1 pseudogene is annotated in these 553 nt (G+C 49.0%); it reads left to right on the forward strand.

Features of this window, described 5'->3' with window-relative positions:
- Nucleotides 1-553: pseudogene (locus ACWHAR_RS30850) on the forward strand (altronate dehydratase); the annotation flags it as partial.

Raw genomic sequence — 553 nt, forward strand, 5'->3', positions numbered from 1 at the left:
TTCAGATTATCTCATTGCACAGGGAGGGAGTACTGTGCTGACGGAAGTACCGGAAATGTTCGGCGCAGAAACCATCCTGATGCAGCGGGCTGCCAATGAAGAAGTGTTTCATAAGATAGTCGATTTAATCAATGATTTCAAACAATACTTTATTAAACATGATCAGCCGGTGTACGAAAATCCTTCACCGGGCAACAAAGCGGGCGGCATTTCTACACTTGAGGATAAATCGCTGGGCTGTACGCAAAAAGCGGGGATTTCTCCTGTCACGGATGTCTTGAAATACGGTGAAGTGCTCAAGACAAAAGGGCTGACTCTTTTGAGCGCACCGGGCAATGATTTGATCGCCTCCTCCGCATTGGCGGCGGCCGGCTGCCAAATTGTCCTCTTTACAACGGGGAGAGGCACGCCGTTTGGCACCTTTGTCCCGACGGTGAAAGTAGCGACAAACACCGAGCTGTATGAAGCGAAGCCGCATTGGATTGATTTTAACGCAGGCCTTTTAGCAGAGGATGATGTTCATGAGGAATATGTGCTGCGTGAGTTTATCCAC

It is taken from the genome of Bacillus sp. LR--39, from assembly GCF_053613335.1.